The sequence below is a fragment of the Pseudomonas sp. 9.2(2024) genome, from assembly GCF_039695385.1.
Lineage (GTDB): Bacteria > Pseudomonadota > Gammaproteobacteria > Pseudomonadales > Pseudomonadaceae > Aquipseudomonas > Aquipseudomonas paraglycinae.
Map to the genome: position 1 here is coordinate 1,196,561 of NZ_CP155585.1, position 18,927 is coordinate 1,215,487.

Genomic DNA, 18,927 nt, shown 5'->3' on the forward strand with positions numbered 1-18,927 from the left:
CGTCATGGGCTTTTTGCATTACGCCAGCATCGCTTACACGTAGAACGATTTCAGCGGCGGGAAGCCGTTGAACTCTACCGCGCTGTAACTGGTGGTGTACGCACCGGTCGACAGCCAGTACAGGCGATCACCGATCGCCAGGTTCAGCGGCAGGCCGTACTTGTAGTTTTCGTACATGATGTCGGCGCTGTCGCAGGTCGGGCCGGCGATCACGACTTCTTCCATCTCGCCTTTCTTCTCGGTCCAGATCGGGAACTTGATTGCTTCGTCCATGGTTTCGATCAGGCCGGAGAATTTGCCCACATCGGTATAAACCCAACGCTCGACGGCGGTGCGGGATTTACGCGCGACCAGCACCACTTCACTGACCAGGATGCCGGCGTTGGCAATCAGCGAACGACCTGGCTCCAGGATGATTTCCGGCAGGTCATCACCGAAGTCTTCCTTCAGGAAGCGGATGATTTCTTCGGCGTAGGTTTCCAGGCTGTTGGTGCGGGTGATGTAGTTGGCCGGGAAGCCACCGCCCATGTTGATCAGCTTCAGGTGGATGCCGTCTTCTTCTTTCAGGCGCTCGAAGATCACTTTGACCTTGGCGATCGCCGCGTCCCAGACGCTGATGTCACGCTGTTGCGAACCGACGTGGAACGAGATGCCGTATGGCACCAGACCCAGGTCGCGGGCGAGGATCAGCAGATCCATGGCCATGTCGGTCTGGCAGCCGAACTTGCGCGACAGTGGCCAGTCGGCCGTGGTCGAGCCTTCGGTCAGGATGCGCACGTAAACTTTGGCGCCCGGTGCGGCCTTGGCGATGTTGCGCAGGTCGGCTTCCGAGTCGGTGGCGAACAGACGCACGCCCTTCTCATAGAAGTAGCGAATGTCCTTGGATTTCTTGATGGTGTTGCCGTAGCTGATCTGATCCGCGCTGACGCCTCGGCTCAGCACTTTGTCCAGCTCATAGATCGAGGCGATGTCGAAGCTCGAACCTTTCTCTTTGAGCAGGTCGATGATCTCGACGGCCGGGTTGGCCTTGACCGCGTAGTAGACCTTGGCGAATTCGAAACCGGCGCGCAGGTCATCGTAGGCCTGGGCGATCATCGCGGTGTCGATCACCACGAACGGGGTTTCCTGTTTGTCGGCGAACGCCTTCATTTTCTGAAAGGTTTCGCGCGCGAAATAGTCTTCGACCTGGATCGACATACTTGGGAGCTCCTATTGGCAAACTCGTAAAAACAATGGGTGCGAGGGTGTGTCATCAATGAATTCGCGAGTGCGTTGCGCCTGAGCGCGTGCCAGGCAAGGCGCAGGCCGCCGCTAATGGTCGCTCCCTTCGCAAGGCCTGCAACGCAGCATGGCGCGCGCTCAGGCACAACCCGAAGGGCCGGGCCTGCTTTTGCGCAGGGCTGCGTTGCTCGTCCCTTATTTGGAACAACCAAACTGCGGGCCTCGCGCCTTGCCCTGCGCAAAAGCAGACCCGGCGCACTCGTGAATTCATTGATGACACACCCTCCTGAACGCCCTCCGTATCCCCACTTTGGTTCGCCTACTTCCCAAGGCATGTCGCCGAAAGCAAAAAGGCCATGGGAAATGTAGTCTTTCTTTCCCTTGGCCTTGCTGTCTCGTCGTCAGTACTTGAGCCGGATGGATCGTTTCCAGCATGGACGTTCGGCGCGAACTTTAGGGCGTGAGGGGCCTGAGATCAACTAAAAATGTCGCGTTTTTGCACGCTTCTGACGTGCGTCGCGGATATCACTCTTTGTAGCCGACCGAGATGACGGTCAGATGTTCCGCAATAATTTTCAGGTGTTAAAAATACCTGCACGTTCGACGCTGATGTGTGCCAAGTCTTAGATAAGTGCGTTCACTTCAACATCGGCGACGTTGGCGGCGAGAAGGGGAAATGAGGGGGAAGTTGCTGGTTAATGCTGACATTCGCGGACAGGGTCAGCTTTCTCACGTGTTGATATTTCTTGTCGGCTCTTCGCTTGCAAAAAAATCACGGCTTTCAGGTTCCGGTGGTCGAAAAAAAGGGCTGTCGAACAGCCCTTTTGCGTTTGATCAGGCCACCGCCTCGGCTGGCGACACAATATTGGTCTTCATTCCGCGCGATCGACCCGAACTCAGGTACGCCGCAATCGACTCCTGGGTGACTTCGCCGAGGAACACTCGCTCGGCATCCATCACCGGCAACCATGCCCGATTGAACTCGTACATGCGCGACAACAGGATGCGCAAATGCTCGTCGTATGCCGCCGTGGCGTTGAACTCGCGCAGGAATTGCGCACAGGTGCCGGTCTGACGATGCAGGTCACGACGGCGCACATAACCCAGCGCCTTGTTCTCCGCGTCAGTGACGACGACATAACGACGGTCATGCTCGTCCATCAACTCCAGCGCATCGGCCACCGGGGTTTCCGGGCTCACCGACGGCGCGTTATCCGCCGCATCTTCAGCCTTCACCAGCAGTAGACGCTTGAGGGTGCTGTCCTGACCGACGAAGTTGCTGACAAAGTCGTCCGCCGGATGGGCGAGCAGGGTGTCCGGGTGGTCAATCTGCAACAGTTTGCCGGCGCGGAAGATTGCGATCTTGTCACCGAGCTTGATCGCTTCGTCGATGTCGTGGCTGACCATGATCACGGTCTTGTTCAGCGCACGCTGCATCTCGAAAAACTCGTTCTGGATCATCTCGCGGTTGATCGGGTCGACCGCACCGAACGGTTCGTCCATCAGCAGCAGCGGCGCATCCGCCGCCAGCGCGCGGATCACGCCGATCCGTTGCTGCTGGCCGCCGGACAATTCACGCGGGTAACGATGCAGGTATTGCTTGGGTTCAAGCTTGATCATGCTCATCAGTTCGCGGGCGCGGTCGTGGCATTTCTGTTTGTCCCAGCCGAGCAGTTTCGGCACCACGACGATGTTCTCTTCGATGGTCATGTTCGGGAACAGACCGATCTGCTGGATCACGTAACCGATGTTGCGGCGCAGGGTCACTTCGTCGAGGTCGGTGGTGTCTTCGCCGTTGATCAGGATCTTGCCCGAGGTCGGCTTGATCAGGCGGTTGATCATTTTCAGCGTGGTGCTTTTGCCGCAACCCGATGGCCCGAGGAACACGCAGATTTCGCCTTCATTGACGGTCAGGCTTACCGAGTCCACGGCTTTCACATCTTTGCCGTTGCTTTGGAAGGTCTTGCTGAGGTTTTGAAGTTCGATCATTTGAGGAGTCCTTTTGGAGTCAGCGAACGTTGCAGCCACTGCAAAATGAGGTCGGCGAAGATCGCCAGAAGACTGACCAGCAGCGCGCCGACGATGAGCATCGACATGTCGCTGCGGCTGATGGAGGCGAGGATCAGCACGCCGAGGCCGCCGGCGCCGATGGTTGCGGCAATGGTCATCACGCCGATGTTCATCACCACGGCGGTACGCACGCCGGCGAGGATCACCGGCACTGCGATTGGCAACTCGACCATGCGCAGGCGCTGGCCGAAGGTCATGCCGATGCCGCGCGCGGCTTCACGAATGCCCGGTTCGACGCCGGTCAGGGCGAGGTAGGTGTTGCGCATGATCGGCAGCAGTGAATAAAGGAACACGGCGGTGATCGCCGGCATCGGGCCGAGGCCCTGGCCGAATTTCGAGTAGAACGGCAGCAGCAGGCCGAACAGCGCAATCGACGGCACGGTCAGCAGCACCGTGGCGCTGGCCTGCAAGGGACCGGCGAGGCTCGGGAAGCGCGTCATCAAAATGCCCAGCGGCACGCCGATGAGGATCGCCAGGCTGACGGCGATGCCGACCAGGGTGATGTGCTGCCAGGTCAGGTGCATTACCTGCTGCCAGTCGAGGTGGGAAAAGGCGTTCAAAAATTCCATGACTTTTCCTCCTTTAGTTCAGTGGGTGCTGGCGCAGGAAGTCGGCAGCGACTTTCGACGGGCTCTCGTGATCGACGTCGACCCGCGCGTTGAGCTGGCGCATGGTTTCGTCATCGAACAGTTCGGCCAGCGGCTTGAGTTGCTCGGCCAGTTGCGGGTGGGCGTCGAGGTAGGCCTGACGCACGACTGGCGCGGCGGTGTAGTCCGGGAAGTAATGCTTGTCGTCTTCCAGCAGCTTCAGTCCGAACGCGTTGAGGCGACCGTCGGTGGTGTAGACCAGACCGGCAAACACCTGACCGTTACGCAGCGCGGTGTAGACCAGCCCTGCGTCCATCTGCCGAATGTTCTGGCGGGTCAGGTTCATGTCGTAGAGCTTGACCATGCCGTCCAGACCGTCGGAACGGTTGGCGAACTCGGTGTCCAGCGCGACCAGATGATTGGTTTTGGCTTCAGCGCGCAGCACTTCGTTCAACTGGCTGATGGTGTGGATCTGCGGATATTCCTCGGCCACAGTCTTCGGCAGGGCGAGGGCGTAGGTGTTGCTGAATTTCGACGGCGTGAGCCAGACCAGCCCCTTTTTCGCATCGAGTTCTTTGACCCGGGCGTAGGACTGTGCGCTGTCGAGTTTTTCAGTCACGTGGTTGTAGGCCACCAGCGACACACCGGTGTATTCCCAGAGCATGTCCAGTTGTCCGGTTTCGTGGGCGCTGCGGGCCAGGTTACTGCCCAGGCCACCGGTGATCTGCGCGTCGTAGCCTTTGCTGCGCAGGTATTGCGCGGTGATTTCCGCGAGCAGGGTCTGCTCGGTGAATACACGGGCGCCAAGGCGAATCACCGGTTTGTCGGCGGCTTGGGCGATGCCTGCGAAAAGCAGCACGCAGCCCAGAATCAAACTAAGTCTTTTCATAAATATTCCTTCGCAAAGCCTCAAGACGGGCGCAAACCGCGTTCCAGCCAGAGACGGCTGGCGAGGGTGACCACGCCATCGAGCAGCAGGGCCAGCAGCGCGGTGCACGCGGCGCCGAGCAGCAGTTGCGGCTGATTGTTCAGGGCGATGCCGGGGAAGATCAGGCTGCCGAGGCTGTTGGCGCCGATCAGGAAGGCCAGCGGCGCCGTACCGACGTTGATCGCCAGCGCCACCCGCACACCGCCGACGATGATCGGCACGGCGTTGGGCAGCTCGACTTTCCACAGCACCTGACGCGGCGTCATGCCGATCCCGACGGCGGCTTCTTTCAGCGAACCCTGAACGTTTTTCAGGCCTTCATAGGTGTTGCGCACAATCGGCAAAAGCGAGGCGAGGAACAAAGCGAAGATCGCCGGACCGCTGCCGATGCCGAGAATCCCCAGGGCAATCGCGAGCACGGCCAGCGGCGGCACGGTGTTGCCGATGTTGAAGATCTGCATGAAGCGTTCGGCGCGGCCGACCATGGTCGGGCGGCTCAGGAATATACCGGCGGGAATGCCCACGACCAGGGCGGCCAGCATTGAGGCGAGGACGAGAATCAGGTGAGCTTGCAGGTAAAACAACAAATCGTCGCGGTAGTGTTCGATCGTGTTGATGCCGATCCAGTGGACCAGCAGGGCCAGGAGCGCGATCACCACCGCACCTCCCATCAGCCCTTTGCCATAGCGGATAGCCACAGGCGGACTCCTTTTTTTTAGTCGGCGACCGCTGCTCCGTGTGGCATGCCATGCCTGGCTGCCGGAGTCAGTGTTCGCGAGAAGCAGCTTTTTTTCAGCCCGGCAAAAGCGGTCTGAAAGCCAGCCATGAGCGCAGCCTCGTCAGGCTAACTTGCTGATTTTTCAGCCCCTGACGAAATGTCGTTACAGGGGATGGACGTCTCCGTGCTTTAAAAGGTTCCCATCTGAGGCAGCATTTGGCCACCCTTAATGTGCTCAACGGTTCGGTTATTGAATCGAGTTGGGCTATAATCGCCGCCCTTTTTTGAATCACCGCCAGGCGATTTCCCATGACCAGACAGGCCGCCGAAGTCGCGAAACGCCGCACTTTCGCCATTATTTCCCACCCCGATGCCGGTAAAACCACCATCACCGAAAAGCTCTTGCTGATGGGCAAGGCGATTGCTGTGGCCGGTACGGTGAAATCCCGTAAATCCGACCGCCACGCAACATCCGACTGGATGGAGATGGAAAAGCAGCGGGGCATCTCGATTACTACGTCGGTCATGCAGTTCCCGTATCGCGAACACATGATCAACCTGCTCGACACTCCGGGCCACGAAGACTTCTCCGAAGACACCTACCGCACCCTGACCGCGGTGGACTCGGCATTGATGGTCCTCGACGGCGGTAAAGGCGTAGAGCCACGTACCATCGCGCTGATGGACGTCTGCCGTCTGCGTGACACGCCGATCGTCAGCTTCATCAACAAACTCGACCGTGACATCCGCGACCCGATCGAACTGCTCGACGAAATCGAAGCCGTCCTGAAGATCAAAGCTGCGCCGATCACCTGGCCGATCGGTTGCTACCGCGACTTCAAGGGTGTGTACCACCTGGCCGACGACTACATCATTGTCTACACCGCCGGTCACGGTCACGAACGCACCGAAACCAAGATCATCGAGAAGCTCGATTCCGACGAAGCCCGCGCGCATCTGGGCGACGAGTACGAGCGTTTCCTCGAACAGCTGGAACTGGTGCAGGGCGCCTGCCACGAGTTCAACCAGCAGGAGTTCCTCGACGGTCAACTGACCCCGGTGTTCTTCGGTACTGCATTGGGCAACTTTGGTGTCGACCACGTGCTCGACGCTGTAGTCGACTGGGCCCCGCGCCCGCTGCCGCGCGTAGCCAACGAGCGCACGGTGGAGCCGGTGGAAGAGAAGTTCTCGGGCTTCATCTTCAAGATCCAGGCGAACATGGACCCGAAACACCGCGACCGCATTGCGTTCATGCGTATCTGCTCCGGCAAGTACGAGAAAGGCATGAAGATGCGCCACGTACGTACCGGCAAGGACGTGCGCATCGGCGACGCCCTGACGTTCTTCTCCTCCGAGCGTGAACAGCTGGAAGAGGCGTACGCCGGCGACATCATCGGTCTGCACAACCACGGCACGATCCAGATCGGCGACACCTTCAGCGAAGGCGAAACCCTGGGCTTCACCGGTATCCCGCACTTCGCCCCGGAACTGTTCCGCCGCGTACGCCTGCGCGACCCGCTGAAATCCAAGCAACTGCGCCAGGGCCTGCAACAGCTCGCCGAAGAAGGCGCGACCCAGGTGTTCTTCCCGGAACGCAGCAACGACATCATCCTCGGCGCCGTTGGTGTGCTGCAGTTCGATGTGGTCGCCAGCCGCCTGAAAGAGGAATACAAGGTCGAGTGCTCCTACGAGCCGATCACCGTGTACTCCGCGCGCTGGATCGAATGCAGCGACAAGAAGAAGCTGGAGGAATTCTCCAACAAGGCCGTGGAAAACCTGGCACTGGACGGCGGCGGTCACCTGACCTACCTCGCGCCGACCCGCGTCAACCTGGCCCTGATGGAAGAGCGCTGGCCGGATGTGAAATTCCGTGCGACGCGCGAGCACCACTAAGCGCTGATTGGCTGCACCCAAAACCCCGTCGCGAAAGCTGCGGGGTTTTTTATTGCCGGAAAATACCTGTGGGAGCGCGCCTGCTCGCGATAGCGGATGGTCAGCCGAAGTTGACCGGGCTCATAAATCGCCATCGCGAGCAGGCTCGCTCCCGCAGGAGACCTTCCACATTTAGATGGATTGGGTATAGGCGTTATTTCCAACCAGTCTCTACAGCCACGGCATTTCCAGCTGCTCCACAACGTCCTATCTGGTGAACCCGGCTGTTCGGAACTAGATTTCACAGAGCATCAGCCAGGCATTTGTGTTTCACCTGCGAAGGGATGGAATCGACTATGAAAAACAGGTTGCTACGCGTTCTGCTGCTGTTGAAAGTGATGGTGATGCTGTCCCTCGGCACTGCGACGGCCTGGGCCGAGTGCGAGGATCACGATACCCAGGCCTCCAGCGGGCAGGTGGGGCAAAGCGCGCTGATGCTGGCCAAGTCCGCGTCCGAGCCGGGCGATCAGGGCCAGGGCGGCAGCGCCGACGATGACGATTCGACCACCGATGAGCCGGACTCCGACGATGCGGACGAAGGCGATAGCCAGACGTAGATTACGCGCAAAAGAAAACCCCTTCTTTCCCGATCGATGCGCAATCGGGGCAGAAGGGGTTTGGTCAACTCATCAACAACCCGCCCCGGGAAACGGGGCGGGTTTTTTCATGCCGCGCCGTCGAGGAACTGCTCGGCGTAGTGGCATGCAACCTGACGCGTGTCGAGCTGGCGCAGGACCGGCTCTTCGCTGCTGCAACGCGCGGTGGCGTACGGGCAGCGCTTGTGGAACGCGCAGCCAGGCGGCGGGTTCAGCGGGTTGGGCAGCTCGCCGACGATCTTGATTTTCGGCTTGTCCGGATCCGGATGGATGGTCGGCGTCGCCGACAACAGCGCCTGGGTGTACGGGTGCAGAGGACGGGCATAGATGTCGTGTTTCGGACCGATTTCCACCGGGCGACCGAGGTACATCACCATCACGTCATCCGCCACGTGCTGCACCACCGCCAGGTTGTGCGAGATGAACACGTAACCGGTGTTGAACTCCTGCTGCATGTCCATGAACAGGTTCAGCACCTGCGCCTGGATCGACACGTCCAGCGCCGAGGTCGGTTCGTCCGCCACCAGCACTTTCGGTTGCAGCATCATGGCGCGGGCCAGCGCGATACGCTGACGCTGACCACCGGAGAACATGTGCGGGTAACGCTGATAGTGCTCGGGACGCAAGCCGACCTGCTTCATCATCGCCTGGACTTTCTCGCGACGCTCGGCAGCCGAGAGGTTGGTGTTGATCAGCAGCGGCTCGGCCAGCTGATCACCGATTTTCTGCCGTGGGTTCAACGATGCGTACGGGCTCTGGAACACCATCTGCACGTCTTTGCGCAGTTGCTTGCGCTGGGCCTTGTCGGCGCCGGCCACTTCCTGCCCGGCGATTTTCAGAGAGCCGGACGACGGCTCTTCGATCAGGGTCAGGGCGCGGGCGAGGGTGGATTTGCCGCAGCCCGATTCACCGACGACGGCGAGGGTCTTGCCGGCTTCCAGCTCGAACGACACGCCGTTGAGGGCGCGCACGGTGGCGTGGCCCTTGAACAGGCCACGGGAGACTTCGTAGTGACGGGTCAGGTCGCGGGCGGTAAGTACGACGGCCATTACGCCACCTCCTGGTTCAACGGATAGAAGCAGCGGGCGAGGCTGTGGCTTTTCGGGTCAAGGGTCGGACGCTGCGCGCGGCAGCTGTCCTGGACGTACGGGCAGCGCGGCGACAGCAGGCAGCCTTGCGGGCGGTCGTAACGGCCGGGAACGATGCCCGGCAGTGTGGCCAGACGCTCGGCCCCTTGGCTGTGTTCCGGAATCGCCTTGAGCAGCGCTTCGCTGTACGGGTGGGCCGGGATGTCGAACAGCTGCGGCACCTGGCCGACTTCAACGGCTTGACCGGCGTACATCACGCACACGCGCTGGGCGGTTTCGGCTACCACGGCGAGGTCGTGGGTGATCAGCACCAGGCCCATGTTCTGCTCTTTCTGCAACGCCAGCAGCAGGTCCATGATCTGCGCCTGAATCGTCACGTCGAGTGCTGTGGTCGGTTCGTCGGCGATCAGCAGTTTCGGCTCGCCGGCAATCGCCATGGCAATCGCCACACGCTGGCTCATGCCGCCTGACAGTTGGTGCGGATAGGCGTCCATACGGCTGGCGGCACCCGGGATTTCGACTTTTTCCAGCAGTTCGATCGCACGTTTACGCGCTTGCTTGCCGGACATTTTCAGGTGCAGGCGCAGCACTTCTTCGATCTGGAAACCGACGGTGTAGCTCGGGTTCAGCGCGGTCATCGGGTCCTGGAACACCATCGCCAGGTCTTTGCCGACGATCTGCCGACGCTGGCGGTTGTTCAGCTTGAGCATGTTCTTGCCGTCGAAGCTCAGCGAGTCGGCGGTGACGATGCCTGGGTGCTCGATCAGGCCCATCAGCGCCATCATGGTCACGGACTTGCCGGAACCCGACTCGCCCACGATCGCCAGGACTTCGCCCTTGTCGACTTTCAGGTCGAGGCCGTCGACGACCGGGGTGGCGTTCTTGTCGCCGAAGCGAACGTTGAGATTCTTGATTTCTAACAGTGACATGGGAATCTCCTCAGGCGGCGTTCTTGAGTTTCGGGTCCAGCGCATCGCGCAGGCCGTCGCCCATCAAGTTGATTGCCAGCACGCTGAGCAAAATGGTCAAACCAGGCAGACTCACCACCCACCAGGCGCGTTCGATGTAGTCGCGGGCCGAAGCCAGCATGGTGCCCCACTCGGGGGTTGGCGGCTGGACGCCGAGGCCGAGGAAGCCCAGGGCGGCGGCATCGAGGATCGCCGAGGAGAAGCTCAGGGTCGCCTGAACGATCAGCGGTGCCATGCAGTTCGGCAGCACGGTGATAAACATCAGGCGTGGCAGACCGGCACCGGCCAGGCGCGCGGCGGTCACGTAGTCGCGGTTCAGCTCACCCATCACGGCGGCACGGGTCAGACGCACGTAGGACGGCAAGGACACCACGGCAATCGCGATCACGGTGTTGATCAGGCCTGGGCCGAGGATGGCGACGATCGCCACGGCCAGCAGCAGCGACGGCAGGGCCAGCATGATGTCCATCAGACGCATGATGGTCGGGCCGACCACTTTCGGGAAGAAACCGGCGAACAGACCCAGCAGGATCCCCGGGATCAGCGACATCACCACCGACGACAGACCGATCAGCAGCGACAGGCGCGAACCCTGGATCAGACGCGACAGCAGGTCGCGACCCAGTTCATCGGTGCCGAGCAGGAACTGCATCTGCCCGCCTTCGAGCCACGCCGGCGGCGTCAGCAGGAAGTCGCGGTATTGCTCGCTCGGGTTATGCGGGGCGACCCACGGCGCGAAGATCGCGCAGAAAATCACCAGCAGCATGAACAGCAGGCCGGCGACGGCGCCCTTGTTCTTGGCGAAGGCCTGCCAGAACTCTTTGTACGGGGACGGGTACAGCAGACTTTGATCCACGGCGGTGGCGGCGGTGACTACTGAGGAAGTTGGAGTGCTCATGGGTATTGACCTCAGCGCTGATGACGGATGCGTGGGTTGGCAAAGCCGTAGAGGATGTCCACCACGAAGTTGACCAGAATCACCAGGCAGGCGATTAACAGGATGCCGTTTTGCACAACCGGGTAGTCCCGGGCGCCGATGGCTTCGATCAGCCATTTACCGATGCCGGGCCAGGAGAAGATGGTTTCGGTCAGGACCGCACCGGCCAGCAGGGTGCCGACTTGCAGGCCGACCACGGTCAGTACCGGGATCAGCGCGTTGCGCAGGCCGTGCACGAACACCACGCGCGACGGCGACAGGCCTTTGGCCTTGGCGGTGCGGATGTAGTCTTCACGCAGTACTTCGAGCATCGACGAACGGGTCATCCGCGCGATCACCGCCAGCGGAATGGTACCCAGCACGATGGCCGGCAGGATCAGGTGGTGCAGGGCATCGAGGAAGGCGCCCATGTCATCGGCCAGCAGGGTGTCGATCAGCATGAAACCGGTGCGCGGCTCGATGTCGTAAAGCAGGTCGATCCGCCCGGACACCGGGGTCCAGCCCAGGCTCACCGAGAAGAACATGATGAGGATCAGACCCCACCAGAAAATCGGCATCGAATAACCCGCGAGGGAGATGCCCATCACCCCGTGGTCGAACAGGGATCCTCGCTTGAGGGCCGCGATCACCCCGGCCAGGAGGCCCAGGATGCCGGCGAACAGCAGGGCGGCCATGGACAGTTCCAGGGTCGCCGGGAAGAGGGAGGTGAACTCGGTCCATACGCTCTCACGGGTGCGCAGGGATTCGCCGAGATCGCCGTGGGCCAGTTTGCCGATGTAGTCCAGGTACTGGGCGTACAGCGGTTTGTTCAGACCGAGGCGTTCCATTGCCTGAGCGTGCATTTCGGGGTCGACCCGACGTTCGCCCATCATCACTTCCACGGGGTCGCCGGGAATCATGCGAATCAACGCGAAAGTCAGCAAGGTGATGCCGAAAAACGTGGGGATCAATAACCCCAGTCGGCGGGCAATAAAACTAAACATCGTGTGTGGTACCTCATCAGCCGGTTAGGCGTGCCCGGCGACCCTGGGGTCAGGATCGCCGGGAGTTTCTTATCTACTTCACCTGGGTGGTGGCGAAGTTATTGGTTGTCAGAGGGCTGATGTGATAACCCTCTACGTTGTTGCGCATTGCGGTGAACATGCGGGTGTGGGCCATGCTGATCCACGGTTGGTCCTGATTGAACAGCACTTGAGCCTGCTCATACAGCCTGGCGCGTTCGGCCGGATCTACTTTAGCCCGTGCTTCGTCGAGCAGGGCCTGGAATTTCTCGTTGCACCAGCGAGCGTAGTTTTCGCCGTTCTTGGCCGCTTCGCAACTGAGCATAGGCGTCAGGAAGTTATCCGGGTCGCCGTTGTCGCCCGCCCATCCGGCCGAAACCATGTCGTGCTCGCCGGCCTTGGCGCGTTTGAGCATCTCGCCCCATTCCATCACGCGGATGTCGATCTTGATCCCGACTTTCGCCAGGTCGGCCTGCATCATCTGCGCGCCGAGCATCGGGTTCGGGTTGGTCGGGCCGCCGCCGTTGCGGGTGAACAGAGTGAACGTGGTGCCTTCCGGTACACCGGCTTCCTTGAGCAGGGCGCGGGCCTTGTCGAGGTCTCGTGGCGGGTTTTTCAGCTCGTGGTTGTAGCCCAGCAGGGTCGGCGGGTACGGGTTGACCGCCACGCTGGCGTTGCCTTTGCCGAACAGGGCGTTGACGTAGGCTTCCTTGTCGAAGGCGATGTCGATCGCTTTGCGCACCCGCACGTCGCTGATGTACTTGTGCTGGGTGTTCATGGCGATGTACGAGACGGTCATCGCGTCCATTTCATCGACTTTCAGGTTGCTGTCTTTCTTGATGCTCGGGATGTCATCCGGTTTCGGATACAGCGCGATCTGGCACTCATTGGCCTTGAGCTTCTGCAAACGCACGTTGTTGTCGGTGGCAATCGCCAGGATCAGCGCGTCAGCCGGCGCCTTGCCGCGGAAGTAGTCCGGGTTGGCCTTGAAGCGTACCTGGGCGTCCTTGGCGTAACGCTGGAAGATGAACGGGCCGGTGCCGACCGGTTTGCTGTTCAGGTCGCCGGTCTTGTTGGCCTTGAGCAACTGGTCGGCGTATTCGGCCGAATAGATCGAGGAGAACGCCATGGCGATGTCGGCCAGGAACGGCGCTTCGCGACGGGTCAGGGTGAACTTGACGGTGTTGTCGTCGACTTTCTCGACGCCTTTCAGCAGTTCCTTGAAGCCCATGCTTTCAAAGTACGGAAAGCCCACGCTCGACAGCTTGTGCCACGGGTGATTCGGGTCCAGCTGACGCTGGAAACTCCAGACCACGTCGTCGGCGTTCATGTCGCGGGTCGGCTTGAAATATTCGGTGGTGTGAAACTTGACGCCTTTGCGCAGGTGGAACGTGTAGGTCAGGCCGTCTTCGCTGATGTCCCAGGACTCGGCCAGCGCCGGAATCACTTCGGTGGTGCCGGGCTTGAAGTCCGCCAGACGGTTGAAGATGGTTTCGGCCACCGCGTCGGCAGTGACTGCAGTCGTGTACTGGACCATATCGAAGCCTTCCGGGCTGGCTTCGGTGCAGACCACCAAGGGTTTGGCCGAGACGCCGACAGCGACACTCAGCAACGCAGCCGCGATGGCCGCACGTAGGGGAAGCATTTTCATCAAGAACCCTCTGCAATCGGTTGAAGACAAAAAGCCGAACGGCCGACTCGTCACTGAGTCAGCCGTCGGCTGGCGGTTTTTACAGGATGTTGAATGGAATGGTGGTCACGAGACGGAACTCGTTGATGTTGCCGTCAGCCTGGTGTTCGCTGGCGCGGTGAGTGGTGTACGTCGCGCGAATCGCAGTGGCCTTGAGCGGGCCGCTCTGCACGGCGTAGGAAGCACCGATGCCGTATTCGTAGTGCGATTCGCCGTCCATCAGGCTCAGGTCGCCGCGCTTGTCATCTGGAATGGTGTAAGCCGTGCCACGGTAGTGAGTACCGTCAATGCCCCAGCCGCGAGCCTGATAGATGTTGAACTTCAGGCCTGGTACGCCGTATTCGGCCATGTTGATGCCGTAGGCGATCTGGAAGGATTTCTCGTTCGGGCCGTTGAAATCCGACAGCAGGGAGTTGGCCAGGTAGATGCCGTTGGTTTCATGCAGGTAGTCGAAGTACTCGTTACCGTTCACTTGCTGGTACGAGAAGGTCAGGCTGTGGGCCTGGTGAGTCAGGCCGAGGGACAACGAGTAGGTATCGTTGTCGATGTTGCCCATCAGTTTTTTGCCTTCGTCGACGGTCTTGTAGTAGTTCAGACCGGTGGTCAGGCTCAGGACCTGGCTGTCACCCAGTTCGTGGGTACCGCCGAAGTAGTACTGATTCCAGAAGTCTTCGACGTTGGCGACGTACAGGCTGGTTTTCAGGCTTTTGAGCGGCTGATAGTTCACGCCCGCGGTGTAGACCTTGTCGGTTTCTTCGCCGTTGGCGCCGTATTCGGAACGGAATTTCGACAGGCTCTGCTCGGTACGTGGCGAGACGCGGTCGAAACCGGCGAGGTCGAACGACAGGTTGTTCAACTCCTCGCTATGCAGACTGATCCCTTCAAAGCTCGAAGGCAGCGGACGGTTGCCGATAACATCGACAATCGGCGTGCTGAAGTTCTGGCGACCTGCGGTCAACGTGGTGTTCGACACGCGGAACTTGACGTTAGCCAGACCCAGTTTGCTCCACTGGTCGACCGCATCACCGTCGGAATGGGCGAGGGTGCGGTTGGAGCCGCCGGCGATATCCTTGCGGTCACGGTCGAGAACGATGGCGTTGTAAGCGGCCACTTCAGTGCTCACGCCAACGGTGCCTTGGGTGAAGCCCGAGGTGTAGTTGACGATGGTGCCCTGAACCCAGTTGATACGACGCGGGGTCTTTGTTCTGACCACTGGCGAGGTGTCTTTGTCGCTGTTTTTCACGTAACTGAAACTGTCGTCACGACGACGCAGTTCGTTGGCATACCAGTTACGCGTTGTGCCGCCCAGGCTTTGTCCATCGATAAAGCCTTTGGCCTCGCTTTGGGCGCTGCTGCCGGCCAATGTGGTAGGGACGAACTCCTGACTTGCAGGTTCTGCGTACGCCGTGGCGGTGATGCTGCTGATGGCCAGGGCCAGTATCGCGGTGCTGCTCAGTTTCATGGGTGAAGCTCCTTTACTTTCTTTTTATGCCGGCTTTTTTGGGTTGGCCGGTTATTGGTTTAGAACTCATTCACACATCGCAAACGTTTGCAAAAGGCCTGATAGGCGAGTTTCGGCAAAGCGCTTGCGTGAGGGGGTAGACGGCCCCCTCAGCATTGCGGCTAATCGGTTTTTTGTTTAATCGATGCTGACACCCGAAAAAACGTTGCGACCGAACGGGCTCACCTTGAACCCTTCGACTTTGGTGCTCAGTGGCTGGTTGACCGTCGAGTGAGCGACAGGCGTGATCGGCACCTGCTGCTTGAGCAGTTGCTGGGCCTGTTTGTAGAGCACGGTGCGCTGGTCGCGGTCGGTGACGACCTTCGCCTGTTTGATCAGCTTGTCGTAAGCCGGATCGCACCACATGGAGTAGTTGTTGCCGCCGATGGCGTCGCAGCTGTAGAGCGTGCCGAGCCAGTTGTCCGGATCCCCGTTGTCACCGGTCCAGCCGATCAGGCTGATGTCGTGCTCGCCATTCTTGGTGCGCTTGATGTACTCGCCCCATTCGTAGCTGACGATTTTCACTTTCAGACCGATCTTGGCCCAGTCGGCCTGGAGCATCTCGGCCATCAGTTTGGCGTTCGGGTTGTACGGACGTTGTACCGGCATCGCCCACAGGGTGATCTCGGTGCCTTCCTTGACGCCGGCAGCCTTGAGCAGCTCTTTGGCTTTTTCCGGGTTGTAGGCGGCGTCCTTGATGGTGTCGTCGTAGGACCATTGGGTCGGCGGCATGGCGTTGACGGCCAGTTGGCCGGCGCCTTGATAAACAGCGTTGAGAATCCCCTGTTTATTCACCGCCATATCCAGCGCCTGACGCACTTCGAGCTGGTCGAACGGCTTGTGGCGCACGTTGTAGGCGATATAGCCGAGGTTGAAGCCTGGTTTCTCGATCAATTGCAGTTTCGGGTCGTTCTTCAGTGCCGGCACATCGGCCGGACGCGGGTGCAGGGTGACCTGACATTCACCGGCCTTGAGCTTCTGCACACGTACCGAAGCGTCGGTATTGATCGCGAAAATCAGGTTCTTCAGCTTCACCCGGCTCTGATCCCAGTAATGCGGGTTGCCGGTGTAGCGGATGTTCGAGTCTTTCTGGTAGCTCTTGAACACGAACGGCCCAGTGCCGATCGGCTTCTGGTTGATGTCGCTCGGCTTGCCCTCGGCCAGCAGCTTGTCGGCGTATTCGGCAGACAGGATGGCGGCGAAGCTCATGGCGATGTTCTGGATGAACGCGGCGTCGACGCTGTTGAGCGTGAACTGCACGGTCAGCGGCCCGGTCTTTTCGACCTTGGCGATGTTCTTGTTGAGGCTCATCCCGTTGAAATACGGGAACTCGGTCGGATAAGCCTTACGGAATGGCTGTTGCGGATCGAGCATGCGGTTAAACGTGAACAGCACGTCGTCGGCGTTTAGATCGCGTGTAGGTTTGAAGTATGGCGTTGTATGAAACTTCACACCTTCACGCAGGTGAAAGGTGTACTTGAGACCATCCTCGGAAATATCCCAGCTGGTTGCCAGGCCCGGTACGACATTGGTCGCGCCTTTTTCGAACTCGGCCAGTCGGTTGTACAGCGGTTCGGCGGCGTCGTTATCGGTCGCTGTCGTGTACTGCGCGGTATCGAAACCGGCCGGACTGCCTTCGGAGCAGAACACCAGACTGTTGCTGGCGGCGTCACTGGCGGACGTGGCGGCCAACAGGCCGGCGCCCAGCAATGCGGAAAAAACCAAGGTATGGCGCATGACGCTCCCTCTTTTTTTAGTGTTTTTCAATGCGCCGCGATCCCGTCCAGGGATGTGGTGGCGGCATTGAGCTCAAACCAATACGGCAGCAAAACCGATAGCCCACGCAGTCACTGGTCAGAACCCGACGGTAGGGGCCGTGGGTCTGGCAGTAAATGCGCTGAGTCCTAAAGACTCGTAGGAAAAGGCAACACGTCCTGAACCAACCCAGTAAGACGGGGCGGAAAAGGTTGTAGGCAAATTCCTGACTTCTCGGCAAAAAAAACAGCGGCGACGCTGAACACGTCGCCGCTGCTTCTTTTATTTGCTGACGCTGACGCCGTAGAAGGAGTTCAAGCCGAATGGGCTGATCTTGAAGTCCTGCACGTTGGCGCGCATGGGTTGATACACCGTCGAGTGAGCGATAGGTGTCATAGGGACTGCATCTTTGAGGACGTGCTGCGCCTCTTTGTAGAGTTCGGTGCGCTTGGCCTGGTCAGTGGTGCGCTTGGCTTCTTTCACGAGGCCGTCGAATTTCTTGTCGCACCATTTGGAGAAGTTGTTGCCACTCAGGGAGTCGCAACCAAACAACACGTTGAGCCAGTTGTCCGGATCACCATTGTCACCGCTCCAGCCAATCAGCATGCCCTGGTTCTCGCCACCTTTGGAACGCTTGATGTACTCGCCCCACTCGTAGCTCTGAATCTTCACGTTCAGACCGATTTTCTTCCAGTCGGACTGGAGCATTTCGGCCATCAGTTTGGCATTCGGGTTGTACGGACGCTGAACCGGCATCGCCCACAGGACGATCTCGGTACCTTCCTTGACGCCGGCTTCCTTGAGCAGCTGTTTGGCTTTCTCAGGATCGTACTTGGCGTCCTTGATGGTGGTGTCGTAGGACCACTGGGTCGGCGGCATGGCGTTGACGGCCAGTTGGCCCGCACCCTGGTAAACCGAGTCGATGATCTGTGGCTTGTTCACCGACATGTCAAGTGCCTGACGCACGCGCAGGTCAGCCAGCGGGTTCGGCTCGTTGCTACCCTTGACCTTGTCCATCACGTTGTAGGCGATGTAGCCCAGGTTGAAACCAGCCTGGTCAGGCATCTTCAGCGCAGGATCGGCTTTCAGTGCCGCGAGGTCGGCCGGACGAGGGAACAGGGTGACCTGGCACTCGTTCTTTTTCAGCTTCTGGATACGTACCGACGGGTCGGTGGTGATGGCGAAGATCAGGTTGTCGATCTTCACGTCTTCAGGCTTCCAGTAGTCCTTGTTCCCGGTGTAGCGGATGTTGGAGTCTTTCTGGTAGCTCTTGAACACGAACGGACCAGTGCCGATCGGCTTCTGGTTGATGTCGGCAGCCTTGCCTTCTTTCAGCAGCTGGGCTGCGTACTCGGCGGACTGGATCGACGCGAAGCTCATGGCCATGTTCTGGATGAACGCGGCGTCGACTTCTTTCAGAGTGAACTTGACGGTGTGGTCGTCGACTTTATCGATCTTGGTGATGTTGGTGTCCATCCCCATGTCGGTGAAGTACGGGAATTCGGTCGGGTACGCCTTACGGAACGGGTCATCCTTGTTAATCATGCGATTGAAGGTGAACAGCACGTCGTCGGCGTTGAACTCACGAGTCGGCTTGAAATACGGGGTGGTGTGGAACTTGACGCCTTCACGCAGGTGGAAGGTGTAAGTCAGGCCGTCATCAGAAATGTCCCACTTGGTCGCCAGACCAGGAATCACGGCGGTACCGCCACGCTCGAACTGGGTCAGACGGTTGAACATGGTTTCGGCTGAGGCGTCGAAGTCGGTTCCGGTGGTGTATTGGCCTGGATCGAAACCGGCCGGGCTGCCTTCGGAGCAGAACACCAGGTTAGTCGCAGCGGTGGCGAAAGGTGCGGAGGCTAACAAGCCTGCGCCGACTAAAAACGGAATGACCGCGTGTTTAAGCATGTTGGCCTCATGATTTGTTGTCATTTT

At 59.7% G+C, this 18,927-nt stretch carries 15 protein-coding genes; 2 read left to right on the forward strand and 13 right to left on the reverse strand.

The genetic code is table 11. The features are described from left to right. Positions 1–33: 33 nt before the first annotated feature. The 5 genes from ABFB52_RS05230 to ABFB52_RS05250 form a co-directional block, all read right to left on the reverse strand. Positions 34–1,197: a type III PLP-dependent enzyme gene (locus ABFB52_RS05230; RefSeq protein WP_007953693.1), complete on the reverse strand. Its 1,164-nt coding sequence runs from the start codon at positions 1,195–1,197 to the stop codon at positions 34–36. Positions 1,198–2,055: 858 nt separating this feature from the next. After that, positions 2,056–3,210: an ABC transporter ATP-binding protein gene (locus ABFB52_RS05235; RefSeq protein ID WP_007953692.1), complete on the reverse strand. Its 1,155-nt coding sequence runs from the start codon at positions 3,208–3,210 to the stop codon at positions 2,056–2,058. After that, on the reverse strand, positions 3,207–3,860 hold the full coding sequence (locus ABFB52_RS05240) for an ABC transporter permease (RefSeq protein WP_007953690.1): 654 nt from the start codon (positions 3,858–3,860) through the stop codon (positions 3,207–3,209). The genes ABFB52_RS05235 and ABFB52_RS05240 overlap by 4 nt, the downstream gene beginning before the upstream one ends. Before the next feature lie 13 nt (positions 3,861–3,873). Further along, positions 3,874–4,767, reverse strand: a complete 894-nt coding sequence (locus ABFB52_RS05245; protein WP_103385641.1) for a glycine betaine ABC transporter substrate-binding protein — start codon at positions 4,765–4,767, stop codon at positions 3,874–3,876. A gap of 20 nt (positions 4,768–4,787) precedes the next feature. Further along, on the reverse strand, positions 4,788–5,477 hold the full coding sequence (locus ABFB52_RS05250; RefSeq protein ID WP_172667905.1) for an ABC transporter permease: 690 nt from the start codon (positions 5,475–5,477) through the stop codon (positions 4,788–4,790). A 356-nt stretch (positions 5,478–5,833) separates the two neighbouring features. Here ABFB52_RS05250 and ABFB52_RS05255 point away from each other — a divergent pair, with 356 nt between their 5' ends. After that, the gene (locus tag ABFB52_RS05255; protein ID WP_011332431.1) at positions 5,834–7,417 is read left to right on the forward strand and encodes a peptide chain release factor 3; all 1,584 of its coding nucleotides are present in this window, start codon (positions 5,834–5,836) and stop codon (positions 7,415–7,417) included. A gap of 335 nt (positions 7,418–7,752) precedes the next feature. Next, positions 7,753–8,013, forward strand: coding sequence for a hypothetical protein (locus ABFB52_RS05260; RefSeq protein WP_129972359.1), 261 nt, complete (start codon positions 7,753–7,755; stop codon positions 8,011–8,013). A gap of 107 nt (positions 8,014–8,120) precedes the next feature. Here the strand turns inward: ABFB52_RS05260 and ABFB52_RS05265 are convergent, their stop codons facing one another. The 8 genes from ABFB52_RS05265 to ABFB52_RS05300 form a co-directional block, all read right to left on the reverse strand. Then, complete coding sequence (locus ABFB52_RS05265; RefSeq protein WP_085746899.1) at positions 8,121–9,101, reverse strand: peptide ABC transporter ATP-binding protein; 981 nt, start codon at positions 9,099–9,101, stop codon at positions 8,121–8,123. Then, entirely contained in the window at positions 9,101–10,069 is a 969-nt protein-coding gene (locus ABFB52_RS05270; RefSeq protein ID WP_011332433.1) for an ABC transporter ATP-binding protein, read from the reverse strand. Before ABFB52_RS05270 ends, ABFB52_RS05265 begins: the two co-directional genes overlap by 1 nt. 10 nt (positions 10,070–10,079) lie before the next feature. Continuing rightward, positions 10,080–11,006 carry an ABC transporter permease subunit gene (locus ABFB52_RS05275; RefSeq protein ID WP_039769224.1) on the reverse strand — a complete coding sequence of 309 codons (927 nt, stop codon included), beginning with the start codon at positions 11,004–11,006 and terminating at the stop codon, positions 10,080–10,082. A gap of 11 nt (positions 11,007–11,017) precedes the next feature. After that, entirely contained in the window at positions 11,018–12,028 is a 1,011-nt protein-coding gene (locus ABFB52_RS05280) for an ABC transporter permease subunit (RefSeq protein WP_007953665.1), read from the reverse strand. 73 nt (positions 12,029–12,101) lie between these two features. Then, positions 12,102–13,697 (reverse strand): ABC transporter substrate-binding protein, encoded by a 1,596-nt coding sequence (locus ABFB52_RS05285; RefSeq protein ID WP_102687359.1) that lies wholly within the window; start codon positions 13,695–13,697, stop codon positions 12,102–12,104. A 79-nt stretch (positions 13,698–13,776) separates the two neighbouring features. After that, positions 13,777–15,198, reverse strand: a complete 1,422-nt coding sequence (locus ABFB52_RS05290; RefSeq protein WP_038357507.1) for an OprD family porin — start codon at positions 15,196–15,198, stop codon at positions 13,777–13,779. Between the two features lie 177 nt (positions 15,199–15,375). Then, entirely contained in the window at positions 15,376–16,974 is a 1,599-nt protein-coding gene (locus ABFB52_RS05295; RefSeq protein WP_085746902.1) for an ABC transporter substrate-binding protein, read from the reverse strand. Between the two features lie 300 nt (positions 16,975–17,274). After that, a complete protein-coding gene (locus tag ABFB52_RS05300; protein WP_129972358.1) occupies positions 17,275–18,900 on the reverse strand; it encodes an ABC transporter substrate-binding protein in 1,626 nt (541 codons plus the stop codon). Positions 18,901–18,927: the final 27 nt, after the last annotated feature.